At 64.4% G+C, this 13464-nt stretch carries 14 protein-coding genes; 11 read left to right on the top strand and 3 right to left on the bottom strand.

Annotation, left to right across the window (positions count from 1 at the left end):
* The first annotated feature begins 2 nt into the window (after positions 1–2).
* The 9 genes from cmk (at position 3) to K8I61_12210 (ending at position 7544) form a co-directional block, all read left to right on the top strand.
* Positions 3–680 carry a (d)CMP kinase gene (cmk, locus tag K8I61_12250; protein ID MBZ0272801.1) on the top strand — a complete coding sequence of 226 codons (678 nt, stop codon included), beginning with the start codon at positions 3–5 and terminating at the stop codon, positions 678–680.
* Between the two features lie 216 nt (positions 681–896).
* The gene (locus K8I61_12245) at positions 897–2762 is read left to right on the top strand and encodes a 30S ribosomal protein S1 (GenBank protein ID MBZ0272800.1); all 1866 of its coding nucleotides are present in this window, start codon (positions 897–899) and stop codon (positions 2760–2762) included.
* Between the two features lie 14 nt (positions 2763–2776).
* The gene (gene sppA / locus K8I61_12240) at positions 2777–3691 is read left to right on the top strand and encodes a signal peptide peptidase SppA (protein ID MBZ0272799.1); all 915 of its coding nucleotides are present in this window, start codon (positions 2777–2779) and stop codon (positions 3689–3691) included.
* Positions 3692–3802: 111 nt separating this feature from the next.
* A complete protein-coding gene (locus K8I61_12235; GenBank protein MBZ0272798.1) occupies positions 3803–4144 on the top strand; it encodes an integration host factor subunit beta in 342 nt (113 codons plus the stop codon).
* 45 nt (positions 4145–4189) lie between these two features.
* Positions 4190–4699 (top strand): metallophosphatase family protein, encoded by a 510-nt coding sequence (locus tag K8I61_12230; GenBank protein MBZ0272797.1) that lies wholly within the window; start codon positions 4190–4192, stop codon positions 4697–4699.
* Positions 4696–5199 (top strand): HIT domain-containing protein, encoded by a 504-nt coding sequence (locus K8I61_12225; GenBank protein MBZ0272796.1) that lies wholly within the window; start codon positions 4696–4698, stop codon positions 5197–5199. The genes K8I61_12230 and K8I61_12225 overlap by 4 nt, the downstream gene beginning before the upstream one ends.
* Complete coding sequence (locus K8I61_12220; protein MBZ0272795.1) at positions 5196–5603, top strand: hypothetical protein; 408 nt, start codon at positions 5196–5198, stop codon at positions 5601–5603. The genes K8I61_12225 and K8I61_12220 overlap by 4 nt, the downstream gene beginning before the upstream one ends.
* Positions 5572–6648, top strand: a complete 1077-nt coding sequence (locus tag K8I61_12215) for a tetratricopeptide repeat protein (protein MBZ0272794.1) — start codon at positions 5572–5574, stop codon at positions 6646–6648. Before K8I61_12220 ends, K8I61_12215 begins: the two co-directional genes overlap by 32 nt.
* On the top strand, positions 6645–7544 hold the full coding sequence (locus K8I61_12210; GenBank protein MBZ0272793.1) for a formylglycine-generating enzyme family protein: 900 nt from the start codon (positions 6645–6647) through the stop codon (positions 7542–7544). The genes K8I61_12215 and K8I61_12210 overlap by 4 nt, the downstream gene beginning before the upstream one ends.
* Positions 7545–7547: 3 nt before the next feature.
* Here K8I61_12210 and K8I61_12205 read toward each other — a convergent pair whose 3' ends face one another.
* Positions 7548–8609: a hypothetical protein gene (locus tag K8I61_12205; GenBank protein ID MBZ0272792.1), complete on the bottom strand. Its 1062-nt coding sequence runs from the start codon at positions 8607–8609 to the stop codon at positions 7548–7550.
* 26 nt (positions 8610–8635) lie between these two features.
* On the opposite strand from K8I61_12205, the gene K8I61_12200 reads away from it, so the two are divergent.
* The gene (locus tag K8I61_12200) at positions 8636–9055 is read left to right on the top strand and encodes a septal ring lytic transglycosylase RlpA family protein (GenBank protein MBZ0272791.1); all 420 of its coding nucleotides are present in this window, start codon (positions 8636–8638) and stop codon (positions 9053–9055) included.
* A gap of 1 nt (position 9056) precedes the next feature.
* Here K8I61_12200 and K8I61_12195 read toward each other — a convergent pair whose 3' ends face one another.
* Entirely contained in the window at positions 9057–9431 is a 375-nt protein-coding gene (locus K8I61_12195) for a hypothetical protein (GenBank protein MBZ0272790.1), read from the bottom strand.
* Positions 9432–9593: 162 nt separating this feature from the next.
* Between K8I61_12195 and K8I61_12190 the strand changes: the two genes are divergently transcribed.
* The gene (locus K8I61_12190; GenBank protein ID MBZ0272789.1) at positions 9594–11810 is read left to right on the top strand and encodes an HDIG domain-containing protein; all 2217 of its coding nucleotides are present in this window, start codon (positions 9594–9596) and stop codon (positions 11808–11810) included.
* A 6-nt stretch (positions 11811–11816) separates the two neighbouring features.
* Here the strand turns inward: K8I61_12190 and K8I61_12185 are convergent, their stop codons facing one another.
* Positions 11817–13217 (bottom strand): sugar transferase, encoded by a 1401-nt coding sequence (locus K8I61_12185; GenBank protein ID MBZ0272788.1) that lies wholly within the window; start codon positions 13215–13217, stop codon positions 11817–11819.
* Positions 13218–13464: the final 247 nt, after the last annotated feature.

Below are 13464 nucleotides of genomic sequence, written 5' to 3'. Positions count from 1 at the left end.
TCATGCGCGCAAGACCCATCGTTGCGATCGACGGCCCCTCCGGCGCGGGCAAGACAACCGTTAGCAAGGCCGTCGCCGAACGCCTCGGCTTCACGTACATCGACACCGGCGCGATGTATCGGTGCGTCGGGTTGCTGGCGGACCGGCAGCATCTCGAATTGACCGACGATGTCGAGCTTGGGATCCTGCTCGACAATCTCGAAATCCGCTTTGAGCGCGCGGCCGAAGGGCAGCGCGTTTTCGCCAACGGCGAGGACGTGACGGGCGAAATCCGCCGCCACGATGTAAGCAAGCTCGCGTCCGATTTTTCCGCATTGCCGCTCGTTCGCGAAAAGCTTGTGGACATTCAGCGCCGCCTCGGCGCCGCCGGCGGCATCGTGATGGAAGGGCGCGATATCGGGACGAATGTGTTTCCGGACGCCGAGGTGAAGATCTATCTGACCGCGACGGACGAGGTGCGGGCGCGCCGGCGATACGACGAGTTGGTGCGTCGCGGGCAGGAGGTCGATTTCGCGAAGGTCCTCGACGATCAACGCAAACGGGACGCGAACGACAGCGGCCGCGAGCTCAATCCGCTGGTCCCGGCGACCGACGCGATTGTGCTTGATTCGTCCCTCCTGCCGTTTGACGAAGTCGTGAAAATCGTTACCGGACGCGTAAGCAACGTTGCGACGGCGTGACGGGCCGCGACAAATCCGAAATCGGCCCACAACTTATCGAAATAAGGGTTGATTTTTCTTTTTTCGCCGCTATGATTTGCGCGCCCTGGGCCGGGTAGAGCTTCGTTTACCGTATCCGTTGCGACCGTCGCGGTCCGACCGCCGGCGCGGATGTGTTGCGTGAACGGCGCGCCGCCATGCCCCGGGACATCCCCCAAGAAAGGAAACCCGAACCCCATGTCCGAGCACCCGCAACCCGCCGCCGAGACGCCTCGGGGCACAACCTTCGCCGAGCTGTTCGAGCAAAGCGAAATCAGCAGCAAAAAAGAGGGCGAAGTCGTCAAGGGCCGCGTGATCGCGGTGCAGGACGACTACGCGATTGTCGACATCGGATACAAATCCGAAGGCGCGATATCCGTCGACGAGTTCAAGGACGCCGAAGGCAAAGTCACGATCAACGTCGGCGACGAGGTGGACGTCCTCATCGAGGAACAGGAAGACGACACCGGCACGATCGTCTTGTCCAAGGAAAAAGCGGACAAGATGAAGGTGTGGGACGAGATCAGCGGCGCCTACGAACGCGACGGCGTCGTCGAGGGCCGGATCATCTCCCGCGTCAAGGGCGGGCTCAACGTCGATATTGGCGTTCGCGCGTTCCTGCCGGGCTCCCAGGTCGATCTGCGCCCCGTGCGCAACCTCGAAAAGATGATCGGCGTGATGAGCAAGTTCAAGATACTCAAATTCAACAAGCGCCGCGGCAACATCGTTCTCTCCCGCCGCGCGCTTCTAGAAAAAGAACGCGAGGCGCTGCGCGAGCAGACGCTCGAACGCCTCAAGGAAGGCGCGATCCTGGACGGCATCGTCAAGAACATCACCGATTACGGCGCGTTCATCGACCTTGGCGGCCTGGACGGCCTTTTGCACATCACCGACATGAGCTGGGGCCGCGTGAATCACCCGTCCGAGATTTTCGAGATCGGCGACGAGGTCCGCACCGTCGTCTTGAAGTACGACCCGGATCGCCAGCGCGTGTCCCTGGGCCTCAAGCAGATTCAACCCGATCCCTGGCGCGAGGCGTCCGAAACCTACACCGTCGGCAAGAAGATCGAAGGTAAGGTCGTAAGCCTGACCGATTACGGCGCCTTCGTGGAATTGCAAGAGGGCATCGAGGGTCTGATTCACGTGTCGGAGATGAGCTGGACCAAGAAAATCAAACATCCGAGCAAGGTGCTCGCGGTGGGCGACGTGGTCGAAGCCGTCGTGCTCGACGTCAACCAGGACAGCCGCCGCATTTCGCTGGGCTTAAAGCAGCTCGAAACCAATCCGTGGGATCTCATCGAGCAGAACTACCCGGTCGGCACGATCATCAAGGGCAAGATTCGCAACATCACGGACTTCGGCGTTTTCGTCGGCATCGACGAGGGCATCGACGGCCTGATTCACGTCAGCGACATCTCCTGGACCAAGCAGGTGAAGCATCCCAACGAGATCTTCCGCAAGGGGCAGGAAGTCGAGGCGATCGTTCTTTCGATCGACCGCGAGAACGAGCGATTCTCCCTTGGCATGAAGCAGCTTCTGGACGATCCGTGGACGACGATCGGCGGCAAGTACAAGGCCGGCGACATCGTGACCGGCGACATCATTTCCGTGACGGATTTCGGCGTCTTCGTCCAGCTCGACGACGGCATCGAGGGGCTGGTTCACGTTTCCGAACTTTCGGCCAAGAAGGTCGAGAAGCCCGAGGACGTGGCCAAGATCGGCGACAAGCTGACGGCGGAAATCATCAACATCGATACCAAGGAGAGGCGCATCCGCCTTTCCGTGAAGGCGATCGAATCGAGCGCGGAGAAGCAGGAGTACGCGGCGTACGTCGCCAAGCAGGGCAGCACGCGCACGAGCCTTGGCGATCTGATCTCGCGGGCGGCCGGCACGCGCGGCGAGGCGGCCGAGACCCCGGCCGAGCCGGAAGCCGGCGAGGCGCAAGACGCCGCGCCCGAAGCGGGAGCGGCTGTTGAACCCGAGGAGACCGCGAAAGAAGGCGCCGTGGAAGCGGAGGCCGAGGAGACCGAAACCGGGGAAAGCGAGGACGAGCCCACAACCTAGGGCTGAAAAAACGCATGCGCCAACGACCCATCCTGCTCGGGTTTCTTGTCGGCGGTGTGGTTATCCTCGTCTTTTTCGTCTTGTCCCTTCTGGTGTTGTCGATGGTTCCCGACGGTGCGTCGCGGCCGGCTCCGATCCTTACCGGCGGCGACGGCGTCGGGATCATCGAAATTGACTCGACAATTCTGACGAGTGACAGCAAACTGAAACAAATCAAGAAGTTCCGGGAGGATGGCGGCATTCGCGCCATCCTCGTCCGGATCGATTCGCCGGGCGGCGCCGTTGGGCCGTCGCAGGAAATTTACGCCGAGCTGATGAAAACACGCCGAATCAAACCGGTCGTCGCCTCCTTGGGCAGCACGGCGGCCTCCGGCGGGTATTACATCGCGTCCGCCGCGAACCTCATCGTGTCGAATCCCGGCACGCTGACCGGCTCGATCGGCGCGGTGATGGAGTTTTTGAATCTGGAGGAGCTGCTCAAGTGGGCCGGCGTCGAATTTGATGTCGTCAAAAGCGGGCGCTTGAAGGATGTCGGCAGTTTTTCTCGCGACATGACACCGGAGGAACGCCGGCTCTTGCAGGAACTCGTGGACGACGTGCTGGACCAGTTCGTGAACGACGTAGCGGCCGGGCGGCAGATGCCCGTCGAACAGGTTCGGGCCATCGCCGACGGACGAATCCTGACCGGCGCCAAAGCCAAAGGGCTCGGTCTTGTCGACCGTCTCGGGAATCTGCACGATGCGATCGACGCGGCCGCCGAGTTGGCCGGCATTTCCGGCGAACCGCGCCTGGTGCCCGCCAAGGAACGCAAGCTGGATTTTTTTGACGTTTTCTGGGACCAAATGTTCAGCACCATGCGCGAGCACCTGGCCGACGGGCTCGCGGGCGAATCGCTGTTCGAAAAGGCCGCGCCGCTGCGTGTCCGGTAGCAAGATCGCCAGGGTTTGGGGGGTGAGACCCCGTGCGGCGGAACGCGGAAGGATATTCGCGAGCCGGGTTCGGGCGACGCGCGAGTTCGCGGAGAATCGGGGGGCAACGCGATGACGAAATCGGAGCTGATCGACAAGGTCGCCGAGCGTATCCCCGGCGGACGCAAGCGAGACGCCGAGGTGATCGTTAACTCGATCTTCGACAGCATGGTGCACGCGCTCGCGCAGGGCGAACGTATCGAAATCCGCGGTTTCGGCAGCTTCCATTTGCGCAAGCGCAAGGCCCGAACCGGACGCGATCCGAAGACGGGCGCCAGCGTCGACGTCGCCGAAAAACGCGTTCCGTTTTTCAAGGCCGGCAAGGAGTTGAAACAGCGCGTCGATATGAGCGAATCCGAATCGCCGGCGCCGGCTCCCGCCGATGAACCTCAAGCCGCCCCCACCGAAGAGTAAGGGCGTCTTCCGCGTCGTGCCGCTCCGCGCGCGCCGGATCCGTTCATGACGACGCGCGTGGGCGTCATCTCCGATACGCACATCGAGCGCGCCGACGACGCGCGGGCCGTGGAGCGCATCGCGCGCGAGCTGTTCGCGGATGTCGATCTTGTCATCCACGCGGGCGACCACACGAATTTCGATCTCGTCGAAACGATTTTTCTTGAAAAACCGTTTCATGCCGTGTGCGGCAACATGGACGCCGTCGCCACGCGCTCCCGCCTGCCGCTTGCGAAAACGATACGCGTCGAGGATGTGACCATCGCGATCGCGCACGGCCACACGGTCGACGGCCATTTGCCGGATGCCCTGATCGCCCAATTTCCGGAGGCGGACGTGATCGTCTTCGGGCACACGCACCGCGCGCTGTGCGAGCGTCGCGGCAACGTGCTGCTCTTGAACCCAGGCGCGATCAGCGGCCCGCGCGGAGGCGGCGGGCCGACGGTGGCGATTCTGGCGATCGACGGCGGCTCGGCGGACGCGCGCCTTTTTCCGGTGCGCCGGGAGGCGTCGTGAAGCGCCTGTGGGCGCCGTGGCGGATCGGCTATTTGAAAGGCGCAAAGCCGCCCGGTTGCATTTTTTGCGACAAACCTCGGGGCGGCGACGACGAATCCAACTTGATTCTGCATCGCGGACCGCGCACCTTTGTCATCATGAATCTCTACCCGTACACCAACGGGCATCTGATGGTCGTCCCGTACGAGCATTCCCCCGATCTGTCCCGGATCGATGGCGAGACGGCGGCCGAAATCTTCTCTATGCTCGATGCGTGCCGCGACGCGCTGGTGACGACGATGAACCCCGAGGGGTTCAACATCGGCATCAACATGGGACGCGTCGCCGGCGCGGGGATCCATGAGCACGTACACGTGCACATCGTGCCGCGCTGGCTTGGCGATACGAATTTCATGCCGGTCATCGGCGATGCGAAAGTGATTTCCGAAGGCATCCGCGAGACGTTCCGCAAATTGGCGCCGCGGTTTGCATCCTTGCCTCGACGAAAGGAGCCGCTATGAGGGTCGTGAAAGTCTTTTTTCTGCTGGTTTTCGCCGTGGCGATCGGATTCGTGATCCACAACAACTGGGATTGGCTGTCCGCCAAGCGCCCGATCGTGTTTTTCACGTACGACTACGATGACGCCGGCGACGCCGCGCCCGTGGCGGATACCGGCGATGCGTCGCCGATGGAATACCGCCTGCAAACCGTCGCGCTGCCCTTCTGGATTTATCTCGTCGCGTGCCTTTTCATCGGCGGCCTGTTCGTCGCGATCGGGTCGCTCGTGGACGTGATGCGCAGCCGTCGAAGAGCCCGGCTCGCGCGGGCCGAACTCGAGGACATCCGCGCGCGCTACAACATCCCGACCGAATCCGACTCGCGGAACCTGAACTATGACCCGACGGGCATCTCCGACGACGTCTGAGGCCGCCTTTCTCGCCGTGGTGTTTTGCGTGGGCGCGCTGGCCGCCTTTCCCGCCTGGGCGCCGGCGGCCGAGTCCGAAACGAATGCCGGCGCCGCGCCGACGGCGGACGAGATTCGACGCCTCTTCGACGAAGGGAGCTACGAGCCGGCCATGCGGGCGCTTGAGGTCTTCGCCGCCGCCGATCCGGAGTCGCCCGACCTTCCCGCGCTGCGCCTTGCCGCCGCGCGCGCCACGCGCGACGTCTCCCGCGCCGTGACGCTCTTCGAGGATGTCGCTGCGCGCCATCCGGATCACCCGCTCGCGGCGCGGGCCATGCTCGACCTGGCTCAGCTCCACAAGTTGCGCGGCGACGGCCACGCGGCGGTGCGCGCCGCGCGCCAACTCCTGGAACGCTGGGCGAGGGCGGCCGAGGCTCCCGAGGCGTATTTGCTGCTCGCGGACGCGCATCTGGCCAGCGGGCGCGACCGCGACGCCGCCGACGCTTACGCCGCGCTCATCGCGCGCTTTCCCGAAAAAGACCTCGCGCGAGCGCAGCTCGGGTTGGCGGAGGCGCGGCTGCGTCTTGGCCAGGCGGACCTTGCGCGCGATCTTTTCAAGGCGCTGCTCGATACGTCGCCCGACGGCATCGACATCGGCCGCGTGCATTACGGAATGGCGCAGGCGCTTGAAAAACTCGGAGATACGCCAGAAGCCGGCCGGCATTACGCGCGCGTGATGCGGATGATGCCGGGCAGTTTCTACGCGCTGGCGGCGAGCGAACGCCTGAAGGATCTGGCCGCCGCGCGCGCGTCCCGGCCCGAGGAGACCCCCTCCCCCCGGCGCGAGGAATACGCGGTGCGCGCCGGGCATTTCGCGAAGGATCAGGCGATGGCCGAATCGGCTCGTTTCGCGCGGGACGGATTCGAAACGCGCCTCGTGCCGACGCAGGACGGCAAGATGGATCTGGTGATCGGCGGTTTTTCGACGCGCCTACAGGCGGAATATTTCGCCGAGGAGCTGGCAAAAAAATACGACAACCGCTTTGACGTGGTGAGGTTGCGATGACGAACGCGCGCGCCATTCTTGTCGGCGCGATCGTCGCGGTTTCCGTCGTCGTGGGCGTTTCGTGCGTCACGCCGGATTCCGCCGATCTTCCGGCGGCGGCGGCAAGGCCGAATCCGTCGGCGCTCGTGCTCATCCCCGGCGGGGTGTTTCCGATGGGCTCGCCTTACGATCCGGCCCTTTTCGGGGAGCCCGACGACGGCTTTTCCGACGAACATCCCGAGCACGATGTACGAGTCGATCCGTTTTATCTCGAGGCCACGGAGGTCTCCAACGATCAATACCGGCGGTGCGTCCTTTCGGGCGCATGCGATGACCCGGTCGAACCGGACACGCTCGGCCGTGACAACGGTTTTCTCGATCCTGCCTGGGCGGATTATCCCGTCGTCAACGTCACGCGCGAGGATGCCGAATCGTATTGCGCGTGGATCGAACGCCGCCTGCCCACGGAAGCGGAATGGGAAAAGGCGGCGGCGGGCGGCCTTGAAAACCGCCGCTTTCCCTGGGGCGACGATACTCCGACTTGCCTTGACGCGAATGTCCTTGCGGCCGCGCACGTGAACGATCGCGGCGAGGCCATCCCGGCGCCGTGCGTCGGCGAGTCGCTGCCGGTCGGCGAGGATCTCGCCGGCGTGTCGGCCGAGGGCGTCCGGCATCTGTCGGGCAATGTCGCGGAGTGGGTCGCCGATCGATTCGCGCCCGCGTATTACGACGCCGCGCGCTTCCCGGACAACGGCGACAATCCTCGCGGTCCCGCGGTGGGCGATCGATATGTCGTCCGCGGCGGATCGTTCATGTCGCCGCCGTATCTCGCGCGCGCGGCCTATCGGGAAAACGCCGCGCGTCACGCCTTCCGCCCCGATCTCGGTTTCCGCTGCGCCGCCGATCCGCCCGGTTGACGCTCAGCCCGGCGCACCTCGCGGGACGATCAATATTTCGTCGCGTTCCTCACCCGCTTTTTCGGCTGCCGGCAGGGCGCGCGCGGTCCATAACTCACGCAGGACGTCGCCCGGCGCCGTATCGCCAATACCCTCAATCGCCCACATCACCGCGTCGGTCGCGCCAAGGTCGCGCGCGAGCCGCGCCGCGGCCGCGCCGGGCGAGGCGACGCCGCCTCCATCGACGATCAGGACCAGCGCTTCAAACGTCTCGGTCAACCCGATCACGAGGCGACCGGCGGGCGGCGCGTTTATCGGGATTCCTTCTTCGGAGTCCGTCTCGCTGCCGCGAATCCGCAATCGGCCCGACTCCACGACACGCAGCGCACCGCCGATGGCCGCGTCGAAGCCGGTCAGATTCGGCGGCAGCGGCAAATCAAACGTCACATCCGCGCCCGCCGCGAAGGGAAAAACGGCGCCGGGATTCGTGCCGGGGGGCAGCATCGCCGCGATGACGAAACCGTCGTCGGGGATCGGCGCGGCCTCATCGCGAACGACATTCACGACGCGCTCGCCGGCAATCACGGCCGCGATCGTCGCGATGGGCGATCGCGCGCCGAACTCGCGGGTGTAGATTGCGATCGTGCCGGTGCGCAGGTCGCGCGGATTGACGATCCTTGCCGCAAGGCTCGCCCCGCCGGCGCGGATCGTCGTGCCTTTCATGCCGACGGACGCGAAGTGCAGATGATCGCCGGCGGTCAGGATCGCGTCGCCAAGCGACATCGCCGGGCGCAGGACGCGGCCGCCAGTCGCCAGAAGGCGTGCGGGATAGAGATTCGGAAGGCGAACGCGCGCGATCGCGCCGTTGTCATGCGTTTCGGTGGTATCGCCCGCGCGCGCATCGAAGGTGAAGCGTTTTGGCGAAAATCGCAGCGCGGCCACCCGCGCGGAACCCGTGCGTAGCGCGCGCCACGCGTATCCGAAGCGAAGGCGCGAGGCCACGCGCGTCCAGGCAAAGTGTTCGGGCATCAGGCGCCGCGGTCTGGCCGAAGCCTCGCGCCGCGCGTCGTCGTTGACCGTCGTCATGCGCTCATATTAGCGTTCGCCCACGCATGCGCCACCAATCCTGTTTCTCGCGCACACGGATTTTCGCGCTGGCTCTTCTGGTCGGGGCCGCGTTTGCCGCGCAAACCGGCTGCGCTCCGGCCAGGCGCGTCACGCCGCGCGAGCCCGGCTACAGCGAAAAGGGTATCGCGAGCTGGTACGGCAAGGCGTTTCACGGACGGCGCACCGCCAGCGGCGAGCCGTTCGACATGTACAAACTCACCGCGGCGCACCGGACGCTGCCGTTTGGCACCATCGTGCGCGTCCGAAATACGGCCAACGGCCGCACCGCCGTCGTCCGCATCAACGATCGGGGACCGGCGCGGCGCGACCGCATTCTCGACGTTTCGTTCGCGGCGGCGAGGCAACTCGACATGATCCAGGCGGGCATCGTGACGGTGGAACTGACGGTTCTGGAAGCGCCTTGACCTACGCGGGGCAAAGCGCGAAATCGACCATGTGCCCGTAGTCGGAATCGGTCACGCAATAGTCCGTCTCGCTCATGTCGTCGTCGCATTGGTACGTGCAACGATAACCGTCGGGGCATTGCTCGTCGTAGTCGCACGGCATGGTGCAGTAGGTCTCGCCGTTGGCGCGCCCGGCGCAAATCAGCGAAACGCACGCCGCCTGACCGGGGTCCAGGCACCAGGCGGGATCGGTGCAGCCCTTCTGCACGCAATCGACGCCGACATCGCCGGTAAATCCCTCGCCTTTCGGCGAGCCCGCGTCGTCGCCGCCGCAGGTGACGAAAACCTGCGACGCGGCGAGAAAAACAACGAGTGCTAACGGCGCAAAACGTGGCATGCGGCGCATCATCGGGCGTTGCCGGCAGGCGGTCAATGTCGCTTGCGGCGCGGCGCGCCTTGCGATTACCCTGCGTATACCGTGAAACCCGAGGTGACGAACGAGGGGCCCTCCGGCGCCCGCAAGGACGCAAAACGGCGCGGCCCGCGGATCGATCCGCGATTGGCGACTCTGTCCGGCGATTTCATCACGCGCGCGCGGCTTCGCCTGTTTCTGATCATCTTCCTGTTTTCGTCCCTCATCGCGGTGCTCGTATCCCAAAATCTGTTGCAGGCCATCCCCGCGCTCGACGTCGGCACTTTCGCCTCCAAGAGCATTCGCGCGCCATACGATTTCGAGGTCGTGGACGAAGCCGCCACCGCCGCGCGACGCCTGGAGGCCTTGCGGCGCGGCCCGAGTGTCTTCGATTTTGATCCGGGCGTGGAGGAAGACGTCGAGCTGCGCCTGCAGACGGCGCGGGCGTCCGTATCGAGTGCCGTGGCCGACGAGGATACGCGCCCCGTTTCGCTGATCCTTGAAACGAGCCTTGGCCCGCCGGTCGGCGAGGGTCTCGCCGCCGCGCCGCGCGCCGCCGTCGCCGCCAAAGCGATCGACGCCGCGCAAGCGTGGATCGACGCGCTCTACGAACGGCGTATCACCGCGACCGACGGCGAGATCGCCCAGGTCTTTCGCGTCGATGCGGAGGGCGACGCGACGAGCCCCATCGTGATTCGCAATCTGGAAACCAAGGCCGAAAAGCTTTTCGCCGATCCGTCGCAAATCATCGGGCTCGAAAGCGCGACGAAGCGGCTCGACGAGGCGGCAAAGGACACCGCGCCGGACGTGCGTGCGCTGGCGCTCAACATCGCGCGCTTGCTCGTGCGCCCGAACCTGCGTTTCAACATGGACGAAACGCGCCACCGGCGAACGCGCGCGGCCGAGAACATCGCGCCGGTCATCCACGCTTACAAGAAAAACCAGCTCATCATCGGCGAGGGGCACAGCGCCGACGCGACGCAGGCGATGGTGCTCGACTGGCTGTCGCGCCGTGAGAACATCGTCACCGCCCTGCCCCGCGTCGCGGGGCTCGCGTTTCTGTTGTCGCTGCTCGTTTTCTCAGCGTTTTACGTTGCGGACCTGAATATCCCGGACTTCACGATCACCGAGCGCGATTTCGCGTTTCTCGGCAGCACGCTTGTCGTCTGGCTGTTGTTCGTAAAACTTTTTCTTCTTCTGGCCGATCACATCGCGACGCAGTACCCCGCCTTTCCGCCGGACTTCATGTTCTTCATCTTCCCGATGGCCGCGGCGGCGATGCTGGTGCGTTTCGTGATGCGGTTTGAGGTCGCGCTGACGTTTGCCGTCTGCGCGGCGCTCGTTTCGGGGCTGACGACGAGCATCGATATCCCGGTGCCCGTCTACGTGCTGGTGTCGTGCCTCGTCGGGGCGCATTTCATGGGCGCCGCGGCCACGCGCGGCGGCGTCGTTCGCGCGGGACTTTTCGTCGGCCTTGCGAACCTGGCGATGGCCGCGTGCTTCGTCCTGATGCGCGGCGAGCCGCGCGATGTCATCTGGATCGGTCTGGCCGCGTTTTTTTCCGGGCCGATCTCCGGCCTTGTGGTCGTGGCCCTGACGCCGCTTGCCGAATGGCTGTTCGGATATCTCACGCCGGTTTCGCTCCTTGAGCTTGCCAACTACGAACACCCGTTGCTGCGCCAGATCATGACGCGCTCGCCGGGCACGTTTCAACATTCGGTGACGATCGGCGCGCTCACCGAGGCCGCGGCGGAATCGATCGGCGCAAACGCCCTGCTTTGCCGCGTTGGCGCGCTTTTTCATGACGCCGGCAAGAGCCTGCGTCCGGAGTGGTTCGTCGAAAACCAGCTCGGCGACAATCCGCACGAGCGGCTGAACGATCCTGTCGAAAGCGCGCGGATCATCCGGCAACACATTCCGGACGGAGTCGCGCTCGCGCGCGAGCACAAGATCGGCGACCGGATCATCGACTTCATCCGCGAGCATCACGGCACGAGCCCGATCGCGTTTTTCCTTGCGAAAGCGCGCGAGAAGGCCGCCGAAACCGGAACGGCGCTCGACGAGAGCATTTTTTATTACGGCGGGCCGAAACCGCGTTCGCGGGAGACCGGCATCCTTGCGCTTGCCGACGCGGTGGAAGCCATCAGCCGCACGCTGAAGGACCGCACGCCGGACGCGATGCGCGAGATGATCGAAAAGACCTTTCGGCGCATTCAGGACAGCGGGCAACTCGACGACTGCCCGCTCACGCAGCGCGATTACCTGCGCATCCGCGACGCGTTTTTCCGCGTGTTGACCGGCACGCGCGCCCCGGCGCAAACCGCGCCGACGGCGGCGCCGCCGGCTTCGCGAGCGGCGAGTTGACCGCGCTTAGCTTGCGCCGCGGCCGGTGATGACGACCGGGATCGTCTTGCCGATGATCTGGAAATCGAGCTTCAGCGACCAGTTGTCGATGTATTTCAGATCAAGCCGCATCCACTCCTGAAAGTCGATTTCGTTGCGGCCGGATATCTGCCAGAAGCAGGTGAGCCCGGGGCGCATCGACAGGCGGCGGCGCTGCCAGCGCTCGTAGCGCGTCACCTCCTCGGGGATCGGCGGGCGCGGGCCGACAAGGCTCATCTCGCCGCGCAAAACGTTGTAGAGCTGAGGCAGTTCGTCGAGCGAAAATCGGCGCAGGAAACGGCCCACGACCGTCACGCGCGGATCGCGTTTCATCTTGAACACGGGGCCGTCCATCTCGTTGTAGCGGCGAAGCTCTTCCTGAAGCTGTTCCGCGTTTTCGACCATCGTGCGGAACTTGAACATCGTGAAGACGCGGCCGTTCAGGCCGCAGCGCTTTTGCGTGAAGAAGACCGCCCCGCCGGTCGTCAGCTTGATCGCGATCGCGATCGCGGCGAACAGGGGCGACAGCAAAAGAAGCGCCATGCCGGCGGCCATGCGGTCGATCATGGACTTGATGAACAGTTGCCACACCGCCGACGGCGTCGTCGAAAACGTCAACAACGGAACGTCCAGCACATAGCGCACGCTGCTTTTGGCGATGGACGTGCGGATGAAATCGGCGACGATCGAAAAACGGATGCCGATCTCCTCACAAACCCAGATGAGATTCGGCAGGTCGCCGATTTGCGGCGCGGGCACGGCGCAAAAGACCTCGTCGATCTGCTCGCGAACCAGGATATCGTGGAGCTGGTCGATGTGCCCGATGACCGGCACGCCCTGGACCTTGTGCCCGATGCGCGCGCGATCGACATCGACCGCGCCGATCACGCGATAACCGAGCTCCGGGTGACGCAGCAGGTTCTGAAGAAACTCCTCGGCCTGTTCGCCCGAGCCGATGAGAAGCGCGTTGATGACGTTGTAGCCGCGGCGCTGCAGATTTCCGGTGATGCGGCGGATCGCGAGCTTCGACAGCATCGCCAGCGCGACATTGACGGCGGCGAAAAGGACGACGAAAAGGCGGGAAACCGTCTGCACCTTGAATACGAAAAAGACGACCATCACGGCGATGAGGGCGATGCCGTTGGAGCGGAAGGTGTATCCGACGATCTCTCCGGAGGTCAGCGTTCGCCCGAAGGTGTAAAATCCGTTCAGGTAGTTGGTAAAGACGAACAGCACGACGTACATGAGGAACAGCCAGCCGTATTCGGAAAGCGGATCGAGGGACGACAGCGGCGCGGGCAGCGATATCTTGAGATAATACGCCGCGACAAACGCGAACCCGGCCAGCACGAGGTCGGCGAGAAAAGCGACGAATGTGAGGGTAGTCACGCGTTCGCGGTGCAAAGGACGACCTCGCGCGAGGACGGCGCCGTCCCCGGAAAAAGCGGAGTGATTTTAAGGCTAAAGCCGCGGGCGATCAATTCGCGCGGTTTGCTGTGTACGAAGCGGGGAAGATGTCCTTGGTATAAGCGGGAGTAGATGTCCGGATTTCCGGCGGGGAGGTTTAAACGGGTGCGATGCAGCACTCATCCAACGCCCTGTCCCGCGAGGCCAAAGCCATGACGCGACGGGAAGT

This window comes from bacterium, assembly GCA_019912885.1.
In the GTDB taxonomy this organism is placed as follows: Bacteria; Lernaellota; Lernaellaia; order JACKCT01; family JACKCT01; genus JAIOHV01.
This window is presented reverse-complemented; position numbering and strand designations above follow the sequence as displayed.

What these genes read in the sequence shown, in the direction of transcription:
- cmk (MBZ0272801.1), top strand. Translation starts at nt 3, where the DNA reads ATGCGCGCAAGACCCATCGTTGCGATCGACGGCCCCTCCGGCGCGGGC.
- K8I61_12245 (MBZ0272800.1), top strand. Translation starts at nt 897, where the DNA reads ATGTCCGAGCACCCGCAACCCGCCGCCGAGACGCCTCGGGGCACAACC.
- sppA (MBZ0272799.1), top strand. Translation starts at nt 2,777, where the DNA reads ATGCGCCAACGACCCATCCTGCTCGGGTTTCTTGTCGGCGGTGTGGTT.
- K8I61_12235 (MBZ0272798.1), top strand. Translation starts at nt 3,803, where the DNA reads ATGACGAAATCGGAGCTGATCGACAAGGTCGCCGAGCGTATCCCCGGC.
- K8I61_12230 (MBZ0272797.1), top strand. Translation starts at nt 4,190, where the DNA reads ATGACGACGCGCGTGGGCGTCATCTCCGATACGCACATCGAGCGCGCC.
- K8I61_12220 (MBZ0272795.1), top strand. Translation starts at nt 5,196, where the DNA reads ATGAGGGTCGTGAAAGTCTTTTTTCTGCTGGTTTTCGCCGTGGCGATC.
- K8I61_12215 (MBZ0272794.1), top strand. Translation starts at nt 5,572, where the DNA reads ATGACCCGACGGGCATCTCCGACGACGTCTGAGGCCGCCTTTCTCGCC.
- K8I61_12210 (MBZ0272793.1), top strand. Translation starts at nt 6,645, where the DNA reads ATGACGAACGCGCGCGCCATTCTTGTCGGCGCGATCGTCGCGGTTTCC.
- K8I61_12205 (MBZ0272792.1), bottom strand. Translation starts at nt 8,609, where the DNA reads ATGACGACGGTCAACGACGACGCGCGGCGCGAGGCTTCGGCCAGACCG.
- K8I61_12200 (MBZ0272791.1), top strand. Translation starts at nt 8,636, where the DNA reads ATGCGCCACCAATCCTGTTTCTCGCGCACACGGATTTTCGCGCTGGCT.
- K8I61_12195 (MBZ0272790.1), bottom strand. Translation starts at nt 9,431, where the DNA reads ATGCCACGTTTTGCGCCGTTAGCACTCGTTGTTTTTCTCGCCGCGTCG.